Origin of the sequence: Janthinobacterium sp. GMG2 (assembly GCF_033949445.1) — a bacterium.
Taxonomy (GTDB): domain Bacteria; phylum Pseudomonadota; class Gammaproteobacteria; order Burkholderiales; family Burkholderiaceae_D; genus Janthinobacterium; species Janthinobacterium aestuarii.
On sequence record NZ_JAXAWA010000003.1, the window covers coordinates 256109 to 269408 of the forward strand.

Here is a 13300-nt window from a genome sequence, read left to right on the forward strand (position 1 = left end):
TGATTTTACCGGCTTCACGCAGCCGGCGTGGGATAGCGCTGCGCATACCACTGCTTCAGGTGCTCGATGCAGCGCGTCACGCGGGGCGCGACCAGCTGGCGCGACGGATAGATGGCGAACAGCGCCAGGCTGGGCCGCTCGATGTCCGGAAACAGCTCGACCAGGGCGCCGCTGGCCAGTTCCTCGCGGCAGACAAAGGTGGGCAGGATGCCGATGCCCAGGCCGCGCAGGATCAGGCTGCGCATGAACAGCGTGTTGTTCGTGCGGACCCAGTTCGGCACTTCGATGTCGCTGTGCGGTCCCGCATGGCGCAGCGGCCAGCGGCTGCCGAACAGCGCGTGGCTGTAGATGAAGCAGCGCTGGCGCGTCAGGTCCGTGGGTTCGCGCAGGGGGCCGTGGCGTTCCAGATAGGCGGGCGCGCAGCAGATGTGCAGGCGGTAGTCGTGGATATGGCGCGCCACGTAGCTCGAATCGTTGAGCGCGGTGGTGACGCGAAAACCGAGGTCGTAGTTGGCGGCCGCCAGGTCGACGTATTCATCCTTCAGGTCGACGTCCAGGCGCAGCGCGGGCCAGTCGGCCATGAAATCGGCCAGGCCCTCGGCCAGCTCGCCCACGCCCAAGGTCAGCGGCGCGTTGATGCGCAGGCGGCCCGTCACGTGCGCCGTCGAGTGTGCCACCATGTCTTCCGCCTGCGCCAGCTCGTCGAGCAGCTTGCGGCAGTGCTCGAGGTAGGCGGCGCCCGTTTCCGTCAGGGCCAGCTGGCGCGTGGTGCGCGTCATCAGGCGCCCGCCCAGTTCCTGCTCCAGCTGGCCGATGCGCCGGCTCACATACGAAGCCGACAGGTCCAGTTCATCGGCGGCGCGGCGAAAGCTGCCCAGCTCGGCCACGCGGCGAAACAGCTGCATTGCCTGCAATTTGTCCATTTCATTCCTATTCGGCGCTTCTATTCGGTCTTATTCTGCATCAGTGCTGTGCATTATTCATCATTTTTTCCTATTTTGATTCGGAATATGCTGGTGACCTCTCTACAGAAAGGCCACACCATGAAAAAATTACTGATCAGCAGCCTGTTGCTCGCCGCCTTTTCCACGGCCCAGGCGGCCGAGGTCCTCGTCGTGCTGTCGGACGCCAATCACCTCGAGCTGCGCGACGGCAAGGTCTTTTCGACGGGTTTTTATCTGAATGAACTGATGCAGCCCGTGAAAAAGCTGCTCGACGCGGGCCACACGGTGACGTTCGCCACGCCGCAGGGCCAGGCGCCCACCTTGGACGCCAGCTCGGATACGGTCGATTACTTTGGCGGCGACGCCACCGCGCACGCGGCGCACAAGGCGCTGCTGGACCAGCTGGCGCTGACGGTACCGGGCCGCTCGCCCGTGATCAGCCTGAAGCGTGTGGAACAGATCGGTTACGGACACTACGCGGCCGTGCTGGTGCCGGGCGGCCACGCGCCGATGCAGGATCTGTTGAAGGACGCCAGCCTGGGCGCCTTGCTGCGCCAGTTCCACGCGGATGGCAAGCCGACGGCGCTGCTGTGCCACGGCCCCATCGCCCTGCTGTCGGCCTTGCCGCAGGCGGGCGCGTTTGCGGCCGCGCTGGAAGCGGGACGCACGCCGCCCAAGCCGGCGGACTGGATCTACAGCGGCTACCGCATGACGGTGATCAGCAATCAGGAAGAACTGGCTGCGCAAGGCGCGCTGAAGGGCGGGACGATGAAGTTCTACCCGCAGTCGGGCTTGCAGGCGGCCGGCGCGCGGTATGTGCAGAACCAGACTCCGTGGACCAGCAACGTCGTGGTCGACCGCGAACTGATCACGGGACAGAATCCCGCCTCGGCGCCGGCCCTGGCGGACAAGCTGCTGCAGGCGCTGCGCTAAAGCAAAAATCCCCGGCCGCGCCAAGTGGCGCGTCCGGGGAGGTAGAGTGCATGCAGCGGAGATTACACGATCGTCAGGGTGACGTCGATGTTGCCGCGCGTGGCGTTCGAGTATGGGCAGACGATGTGGGCGGCGGCGACCAGTGCTTCGGCGGCGGCGCGTTCCATGCCTGGCAGCGAGATTTTCAGTTCCACTTCGATGCCGAAGCCCGTTTCGATGGCACCGATGCCGACGTTGCCTTCGATGGACAGGTCCGCTGGTACGGCGATCTTGTCGCGGCCGCCGACGAATTTCATGGCGCCGATGAAGCAGGCCGAGTAGCCGGCGGCGAACAGTTGTTCCGGATTGGTACCGACGGCGCCATTGCCGCCCAGTTCTTTTGGCGTGGTCAGCTTGACGTCCAGCACATTGTCGGACGACACGGCACGGCCTTCGCGGCCTCCGGTGGCGGTGGCTTGAGCGCGGTACAGGACTTGTTTGATCGACATGATGGTTTCCTTTAGGTATATAAATAGGTGACTACTAAATAGCGTGCTACTTGTTTCGTGGGCTCTCGCCCCAGGATCTCCGTCTGCAGAAGCACTTGCCGGCGTCCATGTACACAATATATATCGCGTGCTATTTAATTGCAAGCGATTTTATTTCGGGGTGGCGCGAATTGATGCTTTATTTTGCAGCCTTTGTCGCCACTACCTGGCTTCCATCGCATAATGGCCACCGCCGCCGGGGCCGATGGTTATGCTTGGCCCACTTCACACCCCCAAGGAAAAATCATGACTAGCCTCTTCTTTATCCTGCGCATCACCGTGGCCACGATGCTCACTTACATCATCGCCACGGCGATCCTGGTCGAGAACTTCCTGCGCTATATCTTCGGGAATACGGAAGGCTTCTTTGTCATCGTCGGCGCGCTGCTGGCCAGCGCCGTCATCACGAATGCGTTTTCGCACGTGCGGCGCGTGCGCTTGATCGCCGGCGCCGTCAACGCCGGCACCCTGTCGAGCCGCCAGCGGCGCCAGATCGAGATCCCGTTCGAGGCGGGCGAGGCGTTCGACATGATCGATGCGGCCATCCGCGAACTGCCGGGCAGCGAAGTGGTCGAAAGCGCGCGCGACAGCCTGCAGGTGCAGGCTAGAGTGCGCCGCGCCGCGCCGTACACGCACACGGGCTTGCCCCGCATGCGCGTGCTTGGTTTCCTCGAGCCGCGGCCGAACCAGATCCTCGCCACCGTCACGCCGAATGGCGAGGCGGGCAGCGTGACCCTGATCTGCGAGCCGGCGCGCAACGCCTGGACCGACTGGTTCCTCGTCGACCATGGCAGCAACCTGGAAAACGCGGAAGCGGTGACGCGGGCGTTGACGCGCCGCGTGGCGCAGCGCCGGCGCGGCGAGCAGGCCGAGGCGCGCCAGACGGTGACGGAAAAGGAACTCACGGTGGCCAAGCTGAGCCTGCTGCATGCGCAGGTCGAGCCGCACTTCCTGTACAACACCCTGGCCAGCGCGCAGCTGCTCACGCGCAGCGACCCCGTGCGCGCCGATGAAATGCTGGGCAACCTGATTTTGTACCTGCGCCACTCGCTACCACGCACGGAGCAAGCGATGTCGACCCTGGGCACGGAGCTGGAACGGGCGCGCGCCTATCTCGATATTTTGAAAATCCGCATGGGCGGGCGTTTGAACCTGCAGATCGAAGTGCCGCAATACCTGCGCCAGGTGGAGCTGCCGCCGATGATGCTGCAAACCCTGGTGGAAAACGCCATCAAGCATGGCCTGGAGCCGAAAAGCGGCGGCGGCACCATCTGGATCATGGCGCGCAGCGGCGACGGCACGGTGATCGTCACGGTGGCCGACGATGGCAAGGGTTTCAGCGACGATGGTGCCGGTACGGGCATCGGTCTGCGCAATGTGCGCGAACGCTTGCGCCTGACCTACGGCAATGCCGCCGCGTTTGCCATCGTCGCCAATTTTCCCGATGGCGTGACAGCCACCATTACAGTGCCGGACAGCACGGCGCAAGGAGTGTCGTATGCATCAGCCTGAGATGACTTGCGTCATCGCCGAAGATGAAACCCTGCTGCGTGACGCGCTCGTGGCTCTGCTGGCCGAAGAGTGGCCCTACTTGCGCATCGTCGCCGCTTGCGACGACGGCGGCACGGCGCTCGAGGCCATCGCCACGCACAAGCCCGACGTCGCCTTCCTCGACATCCGCATGCCGGGCCTGACGGGGCTGGAAGTGGCGGCCGGCGCGCTCGAAGCGAGTCCCGCCACGCAGGTGGTGTTCGTCACGGCCTACGACCAGTACGCGATCGATGCCTTCGACAAGGGCGCCGTCGATTATGTATTGAAACCGATCGCCCGCGAGCGCCTGCAAGCGACCCTGCAGCGCGTGCAGGCGCGGGCCGGCAAGGCCCGGGCGGGCGACGGCGGGCTGGCCGGCCTGCTGCAGCAATTGAGCAGCGCCTTGCCGGCGGCGGCCAAGTCGCCGCCGCTGGTGTGGCTGACGGCCAGCAGCGGCAAGGATACGCGGCTGATCATGGTGGAAGACATCGCCTATTTTCAATCCGACACCAAGTACACGGCCGTCATGACGGCGGACGGCGAGGCGCTGCTGCGCAAGCCGATCCGCGAACTGCTCGACGTGCTCGACCCGGCCATCTTCAAGCAGATCCACCGTTCCACCATCGTCAACATGAAGATGGTAGCGTCGGTGACGCGCGACGAGGTCGGGCGCGGCGCCTTGCGCCTGAAGACACGGCCGGAAACGCTGGCCGTGAGCCAGCCGTTCATGGCGCTGTTCCGGAATATGTAGAGCTGCTAAAGCCGGGGTCAGACCCTCAACACCGCTAACGCCAGGCTCACCGTCAACGTGGACGGGGGTCTGACCCCAGAATTACTCCGCCGTTTCAAAGCCTTCCAGCACATTGACGACATTGATGCCGATTTCCTTCACAGCATAGCCGCCTTCGAGGATGAAGGCGGTGGGCAGGTTCAGGTGCGCGAGGCGCTCGCCCACGCGCAGATAGTCGCCGCTTTGCAGGGCGAAGTGCGACAGCGGGTCGCCAGCAAAGGTGTCGACACCGAGCGACACCACCAGCGCGTCGGGCGCGTACATATTGATGCGCAGGCAGGCCGTTTCCAGCGCGGCGAACCAGCTGGCCGTGGTGCTGCCGGCCGGCAGCGGCAGGTTGACGTTGTAGCCGAGCCCCGCGCCGCTGCCCGTCTCGTCGGCGTGGCCCAGATAAAACGGATACTCATTGCGCGGGTCGGCGTGGATGGAGGCGAACAGCACGTCGTCGCGCTGGTAAAAGATGCTTTGCGTGCCGTTGCCGTGGTGGTAGTCGATATCGAGGATGGCGACCTTGCGGGCGCCATCGTCGAGCAGATGCTGTGCGGCCAGGGCCGCGTTGTTCAGAAAACAGTAGCCGCCAAAAAAGTCGCTGCCCGCGTGGTGGCCCGGCGGGCGCGTGAGGGCGAACGTGGCCCGTTCGCCCAGGCGCAGCGCGTGGGCCGCGTTGACGGCGCAGTCGGCACCCGTCTTGGCCGCCGTCCATGTGCCGGCCGTCAGCGGCGTGCCGTTGTCCATCGAGTACAGGCCCAGCTTGGCCGTGAAGTCGTCCGGTTCGATGTCGCTGCGCAGGGTGCGCACGGGCCACACGGATGGCAGCGCATCCTTGCCCGCGTTGTCGGGGTCGAGCGCCAGCCAGTCGTGCCAGGCGTGGCGCAGGAAATGCAGGTAGCGGGGCGTGTGGATGCGCTCGAGCGATGTCAGCGGCACGCCATGCGGCGTGACGATGCGGCCCAGGTTGCGCCGCCCCAGCTCGGCCACCACCATGTCGGCCCGCTCGGGCGTCTCGAAGCAGGGCACCATGGCGCCGCGAAACATCTCGAAGCGGCCCCGGTGCTGGCCGTGCAATTCATTGTAGAAGGTCAGCATGGGGCGCCAGGCGGAAAGTCGGGCAGGATCAGGTGTGCGAACACAGGGTGCTGGCGCGGTAGGCGGCGACGAAATCGTCGAAGCTGCCGGCCGGTGCCGCTTCCATGGCGCGCTGCTCGGCCAGCGAGCTGGCGGCCATCGCGTCGAAATACGCACTTTGCTCGGGTGTGGGCGGATGCGCGCGGAAAAACGCCGCGTGGCGTTCGCTTTGCTGCAGGCCGAAGGCGGCAAACGAGCCGCCGTTGGCGCGCAGCTCGGCCAATACCTTCGCCGATGGCGTCGCATCGGGGTTGGCCAGTTTGACGGCTTGCGCCGCCAGACTGTCCGCGTGCTGCGTGCCGCCATGGCGAGAGTCGAGCAAGGCTGCCACCGGTGCGATGCGCGCCAGCAATTCCTCGCCCCACGCCTGCAAGCCGATGTCCTCGCCATCGCGGCGCAGGGTCAAGCCCGGCTTGCGGCCTTCCTTGACGGTACGCGCGAAATTGTTCGTGTAGCAGGCGCTTTGCTCGGCCGAGATGGGACCGCTGTCGTCGAGCGCGCAGAACAGCAGGAACGCGTCGAGGAAACGGCCCGTTTCCAGGCTGATGCCGACCGGTTCGAACGGATCGACGTCCATGCAGCGCACTTCGATGTATTGCACGCCGCGCAGGCACAGAGCCTGGATCGGGCGCTCGCCCGTGCGGATCACGCGCTTCGGGCGGATGGTCGAATAGTATTCATTTTCGATCTGCAGCACGTTGGTGGACAATTGAATCCACTCGCCATCCTTCTTGGTGCCCAGCGCCGCATATGGCGGATACGGGTCGTTGACGGCGTGCGTGAGCGCGTTGACGTAGTCTTCCAGGCTGTTTTCGTGCGGACGCAGGCCCGACTGGGCGTCGTTCTGGTAGCCGAGGTCGCTCATGCGCAGGCTGGTGGCGTACGGCAGGAACAGGGTGTCGTCGGACAAGGTGTCGAGCTTGTGCGCGCGGCCGCGCAGGAAACCGGCGGACAGGGCCGGCGAAGCGCCGAACAGGTACATCAGGAGCCAGCTGTAGCGGCGGAAATTGCGGATCGTTGCCAGATAGCTTTCCGACTGCACGTCTTTCGGCGTGGCTGCTGCTTGCGTGGCGCTGGCGCTGGTGTCCGGATTGCTGGCCAGCACTTGCCACAGCTGCTCGTCGAGCGAGTAGTTGTAATGGATGCCGGCGATGCATTGCATGGCTTTGCCGTAACGCAAGGCCAGGCCGCGCCGGTAGACGTGCTTGAGCATGCCCATGTTCGAGGTGCCGTAGTTGGCGATCTCGATGTCCGCTTCGGGCGGCAGCTGGCACGGCATCGACTGGCTCCACAGCAACTCGTCGCCGAGGCGGCTGTAGGCGTGGCGGTGCACGGTGTCGAGCTTGTCGAGCGTGACGCCGATGTCGGCTTCGGCCGGGGTGATGAATTCGAGCAGCGCCTCGGCGTAGTCGGTGGTGATTTCAGGGTGCGTCAGCGCCGAGCCCAGAGCGGCGGGATGGGGCGTGGAAGCCAGATGGCCGGCGTGGTCGACGCGCAGGGTTTCACGTTCGATGCCGCGCAAGCCGCCCAGCAGCGCGCGGTTGGCATCTTCGGTCAGCAATGCCAGGCGGCGAGTCAACAGGTTGGGCAATTTGAGCTTCCTTTCTTGTGCAGCATATAAATAATTTGTGCTGAGATTAACCGAATTTTGGCAAATGCGTCGGCGCCGGCCCAAAAAACGCCGCGTCGCCAGCGTCCGTCCCGGGCAACGGGGACGGCGCTTCGGTCAGGAATTCGCTTGATAGTTTAACAAACTGCGGGGGGATCTGGCGCGCTGCCGGGTCAAGCTTTGCGCACGTGGCGGCCGTCAGCCCAGGCGGGCGCCGCTGACCCGTTCGATGCCGGCCAGGTCGCGCCAGCTTTGCACTTTGTTGTAGCCGGCGTCGGCCAGCAAGCCGCGCACGGACGCCGCCTGGTCGTAGCCGTGCTCCATCAGCAGCCAGGCGCCTGAAGCCAGGTGGCGCGCGGCGCCGGAAACGATGGTGCGCAGGGCCGACAAGCCGTCCGCGTGGTCGGTCAGCGCGCCCGTCGGTTCGAAGCGCAGATCGCCTTCGGCCAGGTGGCGGTCGCCGCTGGCGATGTAGGGGGGATTCGAGACGATCAGGTCGAATTTTTCCGTGCCCAGCGCTTCGAACCAGTCGCTGGCCATGAAGGTGATGTTGACGCCGTTGGCGCTGGCGTTGCGGCGCGCCACGGCCAGCGCCGCGCTGCTCACGTCCAGGGCCGTGACGACGGCGTCGGGCCGCGTGTGCGCGAGCGCAACGGCGATGGCGCCGCTGCCCGTGCCCATGTCGAGCACCCGTCCGCCCGGTGGCAGGCGTTCGAGCGCCAGTTCCACCAGCACTTCCGTGTCGGGGCGGGGGATCAGTACGGCGTCGTTCACTTCGAACGGCAGGCCGAAAAATTCACGCTGGCCGACGATGTAGGCGATCGGCTCGCCCTGCAGGCGGCGCGCCAGCAAGCTCGACAGCCGTTCCGTTTCGTTGGGAGTGAGTACACGCTCCGATTGCGTGATCAGGCTCACGCGCGACAGGCCCAGCGCGTGGCCGAGCAAAATGCGGTTATCGAGCGGATCGAGCAGCGGACGGATTTGCAGGGCGCCGACAGTGCTGCCGGCGGGAATCAAGGTTTCTGGCATGGTGCTTTCAATTATTTCTGACGGCGCAGCAAGGTCCACAGCATGGCGATGGCGAAGATGGCGAACCAGGCGAAGGCCCATTGCGGGATCGACAGGCCGAAAAACGGCTCGCCAGCGCTTTCGCAGGCGCCGTACGATTCAAACATGAAGGGCATGAGTTCGGCCGTGAAGACCTTGTTCAGCGCCGTTTCCACCGGATCGATGCCGCACGAGAAGCCGGGATTGGCCAGCACGTACAAATGCTTGGCGCCCACGCCCAGGCCGCCCAGGGCTGCCAGCAAGCCGGCGCTGGCGCCAATTTTCGGCCGGTTGGCCACCGCGCCGGCCAGGCAGGCGATGCCGATGGCGAGGAACAGGTAGCGCTGGATCACGCACAGCGGGCACGGCGCCATGTTCATGGCATGCTGCAAATACATGGCCACGCCCAGCATCAGGAAACACAGGGCGGCGGTCAACAGGAGGACGGTGCGTGAATTTTTCATGGGCGACACGGTGAGGTGGATGGAATCGAGCTGGTCATTTTCGCACAAGGGCCGATTTTTATTGCTTAGCCGCTACTTAAAGCTGTCGGCCTACGCGCTGCGCGCCAAGCCGACCTACAAATCGCGGCGTAGGTTGGCGTAGGTCGGCTTAGCGCAGCGTAAGCCGACACAGCGGCGTCAGCGTTTAGTCACCGAGTGCCGCCAGCAATTCCGCCTGATGCTCAGCCGCCAGCGCATTCGTCAACTCCGTCAAATCCCCATCCATGATGAAGTCGAGCTTATATAACGTCAGGTTGATGCGGTGGTCCGTCAGCCGGCCTTGCGGGAAATTATACGTACGGATGCGCTCGCTGCGGTCGCCCGAGCCGATCAGGCTCTTGCGCGTGGCCGCTTCCTTCGACTGCTGTTCGCGCAACTGCACGTCCTTGATGCGCGCGGCCAGCACTTTCATCGCCTGCGCCTTGTTCTTGTGCTGGCTGCGGTCATCCTGGCATTCGACCACAATGCCGGTCGGCAAGTGGGTGATGCGCACGGCCGAATCCGTCTTGTTGATGTGCTGTCCGCCGGCACCCGAGGCGCGGTAGGTGTCGATGCGCAAGTCGGCCGGGTTGATGTTGACGTCTTCGACTTCATCGGCTTCCGGCATCACGGCCACCGTGCAGGCCGACGTGTGGATGCGTCCCTGCGTTTCCGTGGCCGGCACGCGCTGCACGCGGTGGCCGCCCGATTCGAATTTCAGCTTTGAATACGCGCCATTGCCCACCACGCGCACGATCACTTCGCGGTAGCCGCCGAGGTCGGAATCGGACGAGGACACGAGTTCCACCTGCCAGCGGTTGCGCTCGGCAAAGCGCGTGTACATGCGTAATAAATCGCCGGCGAACAGGGCCGATTCGTCGCCGCCCGTGCCGGCGCGAATTTCCAGGAAGATATTGCGCTCGTCATTGACGTCCTTCGGCAGCAGCATGGTCTGCAGTTCGCGCTCCAGGCGCGCCATGGTGGTTTTCGCCGCCTCGATTTCTTCCTGGGCGAATTCCTTCATGTCCGGATCGCCGAGCATCTCTTGTGCCGTCGTAATATCGTTGCCCGCTTCCTGGTAGGAGCGGTACAGGGCCACCAGTGGGCCCAGTTCGGCGTGCTCGCGCGTCATCTTGCGGTAGCTGTCCATGTTCGACGTGGCGTCCGGATGCATCAGCAGTTCGTCGAGTTCGACCAGGCGGTTCGCCAGTTGATCGAGTTTGGCCAGCATGGATGGTTTCATAGCGATTCGCGGTAAAAGAGTGTAGGGATGGTGCAGGTTCTGCAACTACGGCAGGCGGGCAGGGGTGGCCGCGCGCGGGCGGCCAGCGGGGCTGCGCTAACGGCGGGGGCGGAACAGTTTCGGCAGCAGGGTGACCAGCTGCTTGCGCTCGTCGCCTTGCGCGTGGTGCAGCGCCTGCTGCGGGCCGTGCAGGAACTTGGCCGTCAAGCCTTTCGACAGCGCTTCGAGGACGGCGTCAATGTCGGCGCCCTTGGCCAGCATCTTGCGCGCCCGTTCCACTTCCATCAGGCGCAACGATTCGCTGTTTTCATGCAAATGCTGGATGACGGGCACCATGGCGCGGTCGTCGACCCAGCTCATGAATGATTGCACGCGCGTCTCGATGATGGCTTCGGCTTGTGCCACGGCCGCTTGCCGGCTTTCCAGGCCCGTCTGCACGACCTTCCCCAGGTCGTCGACCGTGTACAGGAAAACGTCGTTCAAACGGCCCACTTCCGCTTCGATATCGCGCGGCACGGCCAGGTCGACCATGAACATGGGCTTGTGGCGGCGTGCCTTGATGGCGCGCTCGACCAGGCCCAGGCCCAGCAGCGGCAACGATGAGGCCGTGCACGAGATGACGATGTCGAACTGGTGCAGCTGCTCCGGCAAGTCCGCCAGGCGGATGGCCTTGCCGTTGAAGCGGTGCGCCAGTTCCTCGCCCCGCTCCATGGTGCGGTTGGCAATGGTGATGCTTTTCGGGTTTTGCGCCGCGAAGTGCGTGGCGCACAATTCGATCATTTCGCCGGCGCCGATGAACAGCACGTTCTGCTCGGCGATCTTGTCGAAGATGCGCTGCGACAGGCGCACGGCGGCGGCCGCCATGGACACGCTGTGGGCGCCGATTTCCGTGCTGCTGCGCACTTCCTTGGCCACCGAAAAGCTGCGCTGGAACAACTGGTGCAGATACGTGCCCAGGCCGCCCGCCTCGTCGGCCGTGCGGATGGCGTCCTTGATCTGCCCGAGGATCTGCGTTTCGCCCAGCACCATCGAATCGAGCCCGGAGGCGACGCGGAAGGTGTGGCGCACGGCATCGTGCTGCGGCAGCATATACAAGTGCGGGCGCAGCTCGCTGTAGTTGAGCTGGTGGTAGTCGGCCAGGAAATGCGCGCCCGCGTCGAGCGGATTGGGCACATGGCTGGCCGCATACAGCTCGGTGCGGTTGCACGTCGACAGGATGGCCGCTTCGTCGTTGTCGCGCAAGTCGATGCGCTGGAACCAGGTACGCGCCGCCATCACCGCCGAACCCAAGTGCTCAGGAGCAAACGCCAGCTGTTCGCGAAGCGACACTGGAGCGGTGGTATGGTTGAGGCCGACGGCGAGCAGTTGCATTTCAGGGCTGTTGGGGTGACTTATGCCGACATTATAGCGCTTTGTGCCCGCGCTTTGAGCAGGTCAGCCATTTGCCGCCATTCAGCCGCCCAGTTTTTCCAGGCGATAACCGTAGCTGTAGACGGGCACGAGCCGGTAGCCGTGTTCCGGTTTCAGCTGCAGCTTGTTGCGCACGCGCGAGACGTGGGTATCCATGGTGCGCGAAGGCAGGGCCGTGTCGCGCTGCCACACGGCTTCGTGGATGTAGGCGCGCGACAGGGGACGGCCAAGGTTGCGGAAAAACAGCAGCGCCAGGGCGAATTCCTTGTGCGTCACGTCGAGCACTTCGCCATCGCGCAGCAGGCGGCCGGGGCGGGTTTCAAACGTGTAGGACCCGAATTGCAAGTACTCGGCGCCATTCTGGGCTGGGTAGGCTACACGCAACAGCGCCTGGGTGCGCAAGGTCAGTTCGCTGCGCCGCAGGGGCTTGATCATGTAGTCGTCGGCGCCTGCCGTCATACCCGCCACCACATCGTCTTCGCCGGAACTGTTGGTCATAAACAACACGGGCGCCTTCGGCGCCAGTTTTTCGCGGGCACGGCGCAAGACTTCCGCACCGTCCAGATCGCTCACATGCCAGTCGAGGATGAGCATGTCGCAACTGTCCTTGCGCAGTTGCCCCAGCATTTCCTTACCACTCTGAAACTCGTGGCAAGCGTGGCCGGCGGCGGTGAGCACCTGGCAGATCAGCTCTGCCTGGCTATGGTCGCTATCGAGTACGGCAATTCGCATAATTGGCTGGAGTGTGTAGCAACAAACAGACGGTCTGCTCTGCTTATCGTAATGTTAAGGAATGCTCAAGTGAAATATAACAGAGATTGCAACTGTGTCCAGTGAAATCGGAGGGCGGAGCCTTTACGTTACACTTGTTCATCTACCCCCTACTGTGGAGAAGCGGCCATGCCAGACAAGAGCACTACCGATTGGACACTGATACCGGCCAGTCGTGCGGAAATCGAGCAAGTGCGCGAGCGTTGCCGGCGCCTGGTGCAGCGGCGCGCGATGATGTCGGCGGGCGCCTCGGCCATTCCCATTCCCGGCGTCGACCTGATGTCCGACGTGGGCCTGTTTTCCATGCTGATCAACGATATCAACCACGAATTCGGCCTGACGCCCGAGCAGATCGAGCGCCTGAACCCGCAGTTCAAGATGATGGCCTACCGCGCGGCGGTGGGCATGGGTGGCATGCTGGTAGGAAAGCTGGTGTCGCGCGAACTGATCCTCCACCTGCTCAAGCGCAGTGGCGTCAAGATTGCCACCAAGCAGGTGGCGCGCTTCGTGCCGTTTGCCGGCCAGGCGGTGGCGGCAGCCATCGGCTACGCCGTGTTCCGCCAGATCGGCAACCAGCACGTAAACGCCTGCGCCGCGGTGGCGCAGGAATTGCTCGCGGTCAGGCCGGATTAAATATTACGCGTCCGGCAGCACCACGTTGACGTCGAGCACCTCCAGGTTGCCCTGGCGGTCCAGCGAGATCTTGATGTCGTCGGCGTTGACCTTGGTGTACTTGGAAATGACGGCGATCAATTCCTTGTGCAGGGCGGGCAGGAAGTCCGGACCATCGCGTCCGCTGCGTTCGCGGGCGATGATGATCTGCAGGCGTTCCTTGGCCGCGGTGGCCGTCTTCGGCTTGGGGGGGAAGAGGAAAGAAAGCAAGGCCATA

14 protein-coding genes are annotated in these 13300 nt (G+C 64.2%); 4 read left to right on the top strand and 10 right to left on the bottom strand.

The genetic code is table 11. The features are described from left to right. Positions 1 to 14: 14 nt before the first annotated feature. On the bottom strand, positions 15 to 923 hold the full coding sequence (locus SKZ59_RS13220; RefSeq protein ID WP_058049329.1) for a LysR family transcriptional regulator: 909 nt from the start codon (positions 921 to 923) through the stop codon (positions 15 to 17). A 120-nt stretch (positions 924 to 1043) separates the two neighbouring features. On the opposite strand from SKZ59_RS13220, the gene SKZ59_RS13225 reads away from it, so the two are divergent. Beyond that, a complete protein-coding gene (locus SKZ59_RS13225) occupies positions 1044 to 1877 on the top strand; it encodes a type 1 glutamine amidotransferase domain-containing protein (protein ID WP_319992037.1) in 834 nt (277 codons plus the stop codon). A gap of 62 nt (positions 1878 to 1939) precedes the next feature. Here SKZ59_RS13225 and SKZ59_RS13230 read toward each other — a convergent pair whose 3' ends face one another. Beyond that, positions 1940 to 2365, bottom strand: a complete 426-nt coding sequence (locus tag SKZ59_RS13230; RefSeq protein ID WP_034752862.1) for an organic hydroperoxide resistance protein — start codon at positions 2363 to 2365, stop codon at positions 1940 to 1942. A gap of 285 nt (positions 2366 to 2650) precedes the next feature. On the opposite strand from SKZ59_RS13230, the gene SKZ59_RS13235 reads away from it, so the two are divergent. Together SKZ59_RS13235 and SKZ59_RS13240 are read left to right on the top strand one after the other, a co-directional pair. Further along, entirely contained in the window at positions 2651 to 3916 is a 1266-nt protein-coding gene (locus SKZ59_RS13235) for a histidine kinase (RefSeq protein WP_319992038.1), read from the top strand. After that, complete coding sequence (locus SKZ59_RS13240) at positions 3903 to 4685, top strand: LytTR family DNA-binding domain-containing protein (RefSeq protein WP_319992039.1); 783 nt, start codon at positions 3903 to 3905, stop codon at positions 4683 to 4685. Before SKZ59_RS13235 ends, SKZ59_RS13240 begins: the two co-directional genes overlap by 14 nt. Positions 4686 to 4766: 81 nt before the next feature. Here the strand turns inward: SKZ59_RS13240 and SKZ59_RS13245 are convergent, their stop codons facing one another. From SKZ59_RS13245 to SKZ59_RS13275, 7 genes are all read right to left on the bottom strand, one after another. Next, positions 4767 to 5810: a histone deacetylase family protein gene (locus SKZ59_RS13245; RefSeq protein WP_070304450.1), complete on the bottom strand. Its 1044-nt coding sequence runs from the start codon at positions 5808 to 5810 to the stop codon at positions 4767 to 4769. 28 nt (positions 5811 to 5838) lie between these two features. After that, positions 5839 to 7440: a glutamate--cysteine ligase gene (gshA, locus tag SKZ59_RS13250; protein ID WP_319992040.1), complete on the bottom strand. Its 1602-nt coding sequence runs from the start codon at positions 7438 to 7440 to the stop codon at positions 5839 to 5841. 216 nt (positions 7441 to 7656) lie between these two features. Further along, a complete protein-coding gene (gene prmC, locus SKZ59_RS13255) occupies positions 7657 to 8487 on the bottom strand; it encodes a peptide chain release factor N(5)-glutamine methyltransferase (protein ID WP_034752875.1) in 831 nt (276 codons plus the stop codon). Between the two features lie 11 nt (positions 8488 to 8498). Beyond that, complete coding sequence (locus SKZ59_RS13260) at positions 8499 to 8969, bottom strand: disulfide bond formation protein B (RefSeq protein WP_319992041.1); 471 nt, start codon at positions 8967 to 8969, stop codon at positions 8499 to 8501. A gap of 184 nt (positions 8970 to 9153) precedes the next feature. Beyond that, positions 9154 to 10230: a peptide chain release factor 1 gene (gene prfA, locus SKZ59_RS13265; RefSeq protein WP_034752877.1), complete on the bottom strand. Its 1077-nt coding sequence runs from the start codon at positions 10228 to 10230 to the stop codon at positions 9154 to 9156. A 96-nt stretch (positions 10231 to 10326) separates the two neighbouring features. After that, entirely contained in the window at positions 10327 to 11601 is a 1275-nt protein-coding gene (gene hemA / locus SKZ59_RS13270; protein WP_034752880.1) for a glutamyl-tRNA reductase, read from the bottom strand. Between the two features lie 81 nt (positions 11602 to 11682). Next, a complete protein-coding gene (locus SKZ59_RS13275; protein WP_034752882.1) occupies positions 11683 to 12372 on the bottom strand; it encodes a response regulator transcription factor in 690 nt (229 codons plus the stop codon). A gap of 168 nt (positions 12373 to 12540) precedes the next feature. On the opposite strand from SKZ59_RS13275, the gene SKZ59_RS13280 reads away from it, so the two are divergent. Further along, on the top strand, positions 12541 to 13044 hold the full coding sequence (locus tag SKZ59_RS13280) for a YcjF family protein (protein WP_219328549.1): 504 nt from the start codon (positions 12541 to 12543) through the stop codon (positions 13042 to 13044). Between the two features lie 3 nt (positions 13045 to 13047). Here the strand turns inward: SKZ59_RS13280 and minE are convergent, their stop codons facing one another. Continuing rightward, a complete protein-coding gene (gene minE / locus SKZ59_RS13285) occupies positions 13048 to 13299 on the bottom strand; it encodes a cell division topological specificity factor MinE (RefSeq protein ID WP_034752886.1) in 252 nt (83 codons plus the stop codon). Position 13300: the final 1 nt, after the last annotated feature.

Coding starts and splice junctions, on each gene's coding strand:
- SKZ59_RS13275 (WP_034752882.1), bottom strand. CDS start 12,372: ATGCGAATTGCCGTACTCGATAGCGACCATAGCCAGGCAGAGCTGATC.
- SKZ59_RS13240 (WP_319992039.1), top strand. CDS start 3,903: ATGCATCAGCCTGAGATGACTTGCGTCATCGCCGAAGATGAAACCCTG.
- SKZ59_RS13260 (WP_319992041.1), bottom strand. CDS start 8,969: ATGAAAAATTCACGCACCGTCCTCCTGTTGACCGCCGCCCTGTGTTTC.
- SKZ59_RS13235 (WP_319992038.1), top strand. CDS start 2,651: ATGACTAGCCTCTTCTTTATCCTGCGCATCACCGTGGCCACGATGCTC.
- hemA (WP_034752880.1), bottom strand. CDS start 11,601: ATGCAACTGCTCGCCGTCGGCCTCAACCATACCACCGCTCCAGTGTCG.
- prfA (WP_034752877.1), bottom strand. CDS start 10,230: ATGAAACCATCCATGCTGGCCAAACTCGATCAACTGGCGAACCGCCTG.
- prmC (WP_034752875.1), bottom strand. CDS start 8,487: ATGCCAGAAACCTTGATTCCCGCCGGCAGCACTGTCGGCGCCCTGCAA.
- SKZ59_RS13230 (WP_034752862.1), bottom strand. CDS start 2,365: ATGTCGATCAAACAAGTCCTGTACCGCGCTCAAGCCACCGCCACCGGA.
- SKZ59_RS13220 (WP_058049329.1), bottom strand. CDS start 923: ATGGACAAATTGCAGGCAATGCAGCTGTTTCGCCGCGTGGCCGAGCTG.
- minE (WP_034752886.1), bottom strand. CDS start 13,299: ATGGCCTTGCTTTCTTTCCTCTTCCCCCCCAAGCCGAAGACGGCCACC.
- SKZ59_RS13280 (WP_219328549.1), top strand. CDS start 12,541: ATGCCAGACAAGAGCACTACCGATTGGACACTGATACCGGCCAGTCGT.
- SKZ59_RS13225 (WP_319992037.1), top strand. CDS start 1,044: ATGAAAAAATTACTGATCAGCAGCCTGTTGCTCGCCGCCTTTTCCACG.
- SKZ59_RS13245 (WP_070304450.1), bottom strand. CDS start 5,810: ATGCTGACCTTCTACAATGAATTGCACGGCCAGCACCGGGGCCGCTTC.